The 5,483-nt window shown below is 64.0% G+C and carries 8 protein-coding genes; 7 read left to right on the plus strand and 1 reads right to left on the minus strand.

Annotated elements, in window-relative coordinates:
• The 7 genes from AC1DY5_RS40300 to AC1DY5_RS40330 form a co-directional block, all read left to right on the plus strand.
• Positions 1–745 (plus strand): hypothetical protein (locus tag AC1DY5_RS40300; RefSeq protein ID WP_478120047.1); only part of this gene is annotated, 745 nt, incomplete at its 5' end.
• 124 nt (positions 746–869) lie between these two features.
• Complete coding sequence (locus AC1DY5_RS40305; RefSeq protein WP_478120048.1) at positions 870–1,097, plus strand: helix-turn-helix transcriptional regulator; 228 nt, start codon at positions 870–872, stop codon at positions 1,095–1,097.
• Positions 1,094–1,852, plus strand: a complete 759-nt coding sequence (locus tag AC1DY5_RS40310) for a phage antirepressor KilAC domain-containing protein (RefSeq protein ID WP_478120049.1) — start codon at positions 1,094–1,096, stop codon at positions 1,850–1,852. The genes AC1DY5_RS40305 and AC1DY5_RS40310 overlap by 4 nt, the downstream gene beginning before the upstream one ends.
• Before the next feature lie 136 nt (positions 1,853–1,988).
• On the plus strand, positions 1,989–2,864 hold the full coding sequence (locus AC1DY5_RS40315; RefSeq protein WP_478120050.1) for a helix-turn-helix domain-containing protein: 876 nt from the start codon (positions 1,989–1,991) through the stop codon (positions 2,862–2,864).
• Positions 2,845–3,375 (plus strand): hypothetical protein, encoded by a 531-nt coding sequence (locus tag AC1DY5_RS40320; RefSeq protein ID WP_478120051.1) that lies wholly within the window; start codon positions 2,845–2,847, stop codon positions 3,373–3,375. Before AC1DY5_RS40315 ends, AC1DY5_RS40320 begins: the two co-directional genes overlap by 20 nt.
• Entirely contained in the window at positions 3,333–3,764 is a 432-nt protein-coding gene (locus AC1DY5_RS40325) for an ATP-binding protein (RefSeq protein ID WP_478120052.1), read from the plus strand. Before AC1DY5_RS40320 ends, AC1DY5_RS40325 begins: the two co-directional genes overlap by 43 nt.
• Positions 3,765–4,310: 546 nt before the next feature.
• Positions 4,311–4,925, plus strand: a complete 615-nt coding sequence (locus tag AC1DY5_RS40330; protein ID WP_478120053.1) for a hypothetical protein — start codon at positions 4,311–4,313, stop codon at positions 4,923–4,925.
• 16 nt (positions 4,926–4,941) lie between these two features.
• On the opposite strand, the gene AC1DY5_RS40335 is transcribed toward AC1DY5_RS40330, so the two are convergent.
• Positions 4,942–5,483: hypothetical protein (locus AC1DY5_RS40335; protein ID WP_478120054.1), on the minus strand; the 542-nt coding region annotated here is incomplete at its 5' end.

Here is a 5,483-nt window from a genome sequence, read left to right on the forward strand (position 1 = left end):
GGATGGCCTCACTCGTCGAGCAGTCGAAGAGGCAGACGTGGAACTCACTCGCGCCGAACAAAGGGTGGGGCCTTTCGACCATACCCTCCGCATCGACGCAGACCGGACAGCCGGCGACTACCAGCAGCGGCGGAATCTCAATCGTGCGCTCCTGGGCATCTTGGATGTGACCAACAATGGCCTCAGCAACGATGAGTACACCCGGCGTATCGGTGAAGCCAACGACGATGTGCAGACGTTCAAAGAGGCAAGCTGGACAGCGCGCCAGCGAGCGGACGCGCATGAAATTGAGTGGCTCAACCGCATGGCGCGCGAACTGTATCAGCGAGCCGGCGACGCCGAAAAGGACGCCCTCGCCAATACATGCTTGCCCAACGCCGCCGCGGGCAATGCCCTGGCTCCCATTGGCACGACTGTAGTACGCGCCAGCCTTGATGCGTTGGCGACCCGAGACGAACTCATCGCCGCATTCGGTGCATTCACCGGCATGGATCAAACGTGGTTCGCCAATTTGAAGGACGTGCCAGCACTGAAGGCGGCTCGCAAAGTTGCAGGACGTGGCGGCCGCAGAAGCGYGGAGCCGATGTTCGACCCCCACCAAGTAATGCTCTGGCTAGTCAGTTCCGACAAAATGAAGGGGAGGCAAATGTCACAGCAGACCGGCTGGCGTCGGCTGAGAGAGTGCTTTCCAGCTGCCTATCAACAAGTGGAGATCGGCGATCCCACGCTGGATTCGCCGGGGTAAAACGGGACTTTCGCCGGGGTTCGCGATGCACTTTCGCCGGGGTTCTCGAATGAAGTTTCACCGGGGTTCGGCACCGCACTGAACCCCGGCGTCGAAATGCGGCCATCTTTTAAAGAGGCCGCCCATGGACACCCCCGCACTATCCAAGATATCCCGCTTCAGGCAGCCGGTTGAGGCTGCGTCCAATCCCGTCGCCCTACTGCGCATCGAGACGGTTCAAGCCCTGACCGGCATGGGCCGCTCTGGACTCTACGCCCGCATCGCAGCGAAGAGTTTCCCCTCGCCGATCAAACTCGGGCGCTGCTCGCGCTGGAGGGCCGGCGATGTCACGGCTTGGCTGGAGTCGCAATGATGCGCGGCGACCGGATCATCATCGCCTCCACCGGCATGCAGCCCCCCGGCAATCCGCCCGAGACCGCCCCGCTCACGATGAGCAGCCGCGAGATTGCTGATCTGACTGGCAAGGAACACAAAAACGTCCTGGCCGACGCGCGCAAGATGCTCGACGAGTTGTGCCTGACATCGGCTGAGTTTTCAGCCGATCTCCCGGATGCCTATGGACGAATGCAGCCGGCGCTGCTGCTGCCGAAGCGTGAGACGTTGGTCCTTGTGTCCGGCTACAGCGTGGCGCTGCGCGCCAAGATCATCGATCGCTGGCAGGAGTTGGAAGCGGCAGCCCGGCCGGTCGTGCTGTCGCGCATGGACATCCTGCGCCTAGCGCTCGATTCCGAGCAGCGCGCGATCGACGCCGAGAAGCTCGCGTCCGAGCGCGCGATCCTGATCGAGCAGCAAAAGCCAGCCGTCGAGTTTGTCGATCGTTACGTCGCGGCCAAGGGGCTTAGCAACTTCCGCGAAGTGTGCAAGATGCTCAAGGCGAAGCAAGCCGAAGTCTCCGCATGGCTGATCGACCGCAAGATCATGTACCGTCTCGCCGGTAAGCTGACGCCGCACGCGCCGCACCTAGACGCCGGCCGCTTCGAGGTGAAGGCGGGCGTGAGTCGCGTGAACGGCAAGGCGTACCACCACGCCAAATTCACACCGAAGGGCGTCGAGTGGATCGCGGGCGAGTGGGCCAAGCACCAAGTCCACGAAGGCGGTGCCACTTGAGCAAGCCGATCTCATATCCGGCCGACGATGGCCGCGTGACGTTCGTTGTGGTCAGCCGCTGGGGACAGTCCCGGAGCTTCACCCACTGGGACGACGTTTGCGCTTTCCTGTCCCAGATCGTTCGCGGGGCTGCGAAATGAGCATTCTCGCGATGAAGCGCGTTTGGGCGACAGACATTCAACCGGCTGGCCGGAAGCTGGTCGCGCTCAAGCTCGCCGACCACTGCAATGACGCGGGCGGAAGCCTGTTCGTTGGAATGGCGGCGATTGCGCGCGACTGCGGCGTCTCGCGCTCCCAGGCGCAGCGCCACGTGCATGCGTTGGTCGATGCCGGCCTGTTGTCCGTGACGGCGAACGCGACGGGCGGCGCGCGCGGCACCGTCCCGCATTACCGCCTGCACGTCGAGCGACTCGCCGAACCTTCTGCTGGGGGTAGCGTCGATGCGACCCGTAGCACCGATGCAACGGGTCGCGCCAATGCGACGGGTAGCACTGATGCAGCCCCTGCCGCAGAGGTGACGGGTAGCACTGGTGCAACAGGTAGCGTAGACGCGACAGGTAGCGTCGATGCGGCGAACGGGTCGCATGGATGCGGCGAACGGGTAGCACCCATGCGCGCCACGGGTAGCACCCATGCGACCCAAACCACCAATAACCATCAGTTAACCACCAAGGAACCCACTCTTGGTGAAAAGAGCAGGCCCGCTCCGATGTCAGTGCCGGACTGGATGCCACCCGACGCATGGAAGAACTTCGTCGCGATGCGCAAGGCGATGAAGTCGATTCCGTTCTCGGATGTCGCTCAAAAGCTCTTGGTCAAAAAGATCGACGAACTCCGCGCCAAGGGCCACGAGCCGGAGGCGCTGCTCAACGAAGCAATCGTGAACGGCTGGCGCACCGTCTACCCGCCCAAGTCGGCCAGTGCCGCGTACGCCAAACCCGCCAGCAAGCACGCTGGCTTTGAAAACTTTAACTACCGAGAGGGCATCAACCATGACGGTTCGTTCCAATGAAGAAAATCCGCGCGACTTGCAGCGCCTTGTCGGCGAGGGCCTGAAGGCCACGACGCCCATTGCACTGAAACAGCCGCTCGGCGAGCGTACCGAGGTGTGCGACGAGCATGGCGAGTTCATCTCGACCGGGGTGCGCTACATGGGCAAGCGCGAAATCTGGACTTCGTGCCCTGACTGCGCGGAAGCCCGTCTGGCTGCCAAGCGGCAAGCAGAAGCGCAGGAACAGGCCGAACTTGCGCGCGTCCGCCTGGATGCCATGCTCGGTCAAGCGGCGATCCCGAAGCGCTTCCTGGAGCGCAGTCTCGACAACTTCGTCGCCGTGACGCCGGAACAGCAGCACGCGCTCGTCGTCGCCCGTGAGTTCGCCGAGAGTTTTGCGCGTCACGCCGAGCGCGGCAATGGCATCGTCATGGTGGCCTCCCGGGTACGGGCAAGTCCCATCTGGCGACCTCAATCCTCCAGAGCATCATGCCGGCCCACGTTGGCCTGTACCTCACCTGCGCGGGCCTGATCCGCGCCGTGCGTGCCACCTGGAGCCGCGATTCCGAGCGCACCGAGGTGGACGTTCTGCGCGAACTGGGCACCGTCGCGCTGCTGGTGATCGATGAGGTCGGCGTGAGCGGCGGCACCGACAACGAACAGGCGCTGATCTTCGATGTTCTCGACCGTCGCTATCGCGACATGCGGCCGACCATCCTTTTGACCAACCTGGACAAAGCGGGCTTCAAGGTCTTCGTGGGCGACCGCGTTTACGACCGCCTGACCGAGACCGCCCGTTGGGTCATCTTCGACTGGGATTCGTACCGCCCGACGGCGCGCAAGCAGTTCGCCGCACGCAACGATTTCGGCAGGGGCTCGCCGAGCAACGAGCCGAACTTCAACCTCAACGAGCGCGCGTGATGCAGATCAAACGACGCCGGAAATCTGTGCGCTGATTGCAGCCACTACACGCCCCCGCGCTGCGGTAGCTGGCAGGCTGCTGGCCTCGCCAGCCACATCGTCCCTAGCACGCTGGCGCAGCAGCCCAGGCAGTGCCCCGCGTTCGCCACGTTCGCCGCGTTGGATGAATCAAAGCCGTCGAGCTCCGGCACGCCGCTCGCCGATGCGATCACGCGGCCGGCCGGCCATCCGCATAACTCAGGCCGCGCTGCAGTCCGGCGCAACACTCCATGTCGTGGACAAACCAGCGGAGGCGACAGCGGTGCCGGATTGCTCGTTGACGGCGCCGGCTCTTCCTTACCCCTCTAGGGTTTCGCCACAGCGCCGGCAGCCGCGACGATTCCCCCACGGCGGTCGAGGCCCCGGCTAGAGCAACACCAGTCCCACGCGAAAGCGCCCACACGGAAGAGCGCGAGCTTGATGAGCTTGTAGGCAAGGAAGCCAGACGTATGGCGCACTGGACCAACACCGGCCCCGACGCGGGCGATTATTGAAAAGGAGATCCGAATGGAAAAGTTGTCCACGCTCGATCGCATGATCGAAGCCGACAAGCTGCGCGACCGCAATCTGGTGCCCGCTTTCGCTGAAGCACAGGCGCGTGCGCGCCGCCTGGAGGAGTCGGCCCCGCAGCGCCACTTCGAGGCCGTGGCCCGCGCGCTCTCTGATGACGTTGTCGCAGACGATCCCGAGGTCAAGCGACTGGCCGCCGAGGCCACGGCGAAAGACCTCCGGGCCAAACGAGTCGCGCGGACGAACTGTCGCGAGGAGCTGAAGCGCACCATCCAGCAGCTTCTCGATCAAATTGCGTGTGCCGAAAAGGAGATGCGCCTGGCCGCCGTCGATGACGCCTTGGATGGCGCCCTGGACTTCCCGCGCGCCGTTCGTGTCGCTGGCCGCGCGGATCCACTGCGTCGGCAGTTGGACTCCGCGCAGATCGCGCTTGCCGTCTTCATGAAGTCTCCTTTGGAGCGCACGGAGTTCGAGGACGATGTGGCGATCGCCCGCAACGCCCTGCAGGAAACGTTGCTATCGCGCGAGCACAAGTACCTGCGCGAGCATCCTGAACTGCTGGTGACGTCGTCCGCCAACTCTAGACCCGAGGGAGAGCCCTCCCATGGCTGAGCCGAGGCGCAAGAGCTCAACCGACCTCATCCTCGAGGCCGTGCAGGACCTGCACAACGCAGAACRGGTCGTCACCCGCGAGACGCTGGTCGAGCACACTGGCTTGAAACTCGCCATCGTTGACGACCGCATTGGGGCGTTGATCGAGGATGGCCAGGTGCATCGAGTGCGCAACGGCGTGTTCGTCCCGGCCGCGAGGCATCCGCCGGCTCGCGCGATCAGCAAGACTGTGATGCCTGACGGCATGGTGAAGCTGGAAGTCGGTGACGACGTCCTCACGCTCACGCCACGCGAGGATCGTGCCCTCGCCACTTTGCAGGCCGGCGTTGCGGGCCAGTTCGCAGCGATTAATCTCGGGCACCAGGCGACGGCGCTGACTTCGGGTATTAATGAGCGAGTGCTTCGATTGGAGCGAATCGCTGCCCGGGAGCAGGGACCTCACGAGACCCTTGAAAAGCGCGCCGGGGCGGATCAATGCGGAGGGCCGAGTCCTTGGCGAACGCCAGCCCCTGGCGCGTATGTGAAACGGGCAAAGAAAGGGGGAAACCATGGCTGAAC

This window comes from Variovorax sp. P4_D9, from assembly GCF_056401695.1.

Coding starts and splice junctions, on each gene's coding strand:
- AC1DY5_RS40305 (WP_478120048.1), top strand. CDS start 870: ATGGACACCCCCGCACTATCCAAGATATCCCGCTTCAGGCAGCCGGTT.
- AC1DY5_RS40310 (WP_478120049.1), top strand. CDS start 1,094: ATGATGCGCGGCGACCGGATCATCATCGCCTCCACCGGCATGCAGCCC.
- AC1DY5_RS40315 (WP_478120050.1), top strand. CDS start 1,989: ATGAGCATTCTCGCGATGAAGCGCGTTTGGGCGACAGACATTCAACCG.
- AC1DY5_RS40320 (WP_478120051.1), top strand. CDS start 2,845: ATGACGGTTCGTTCCAATGAAGAAAATCCGCGCGACTTGCAGCGCCTT.
- AC1DY5_RS40325 (WP_478120052.1), top strand. CDS start 3,333: ATGCCGGCCCACGTTGGCCTGTACCTCACCTGCGCGGGCCTGATCCGC.
- AC1DY5_RS40330 (WP_478120053.1), top strand. CDS start 4,311: ATGGAAAAGTTGTCCACGCTCGATCGCATGATCGAAGCCGACAAGCTG.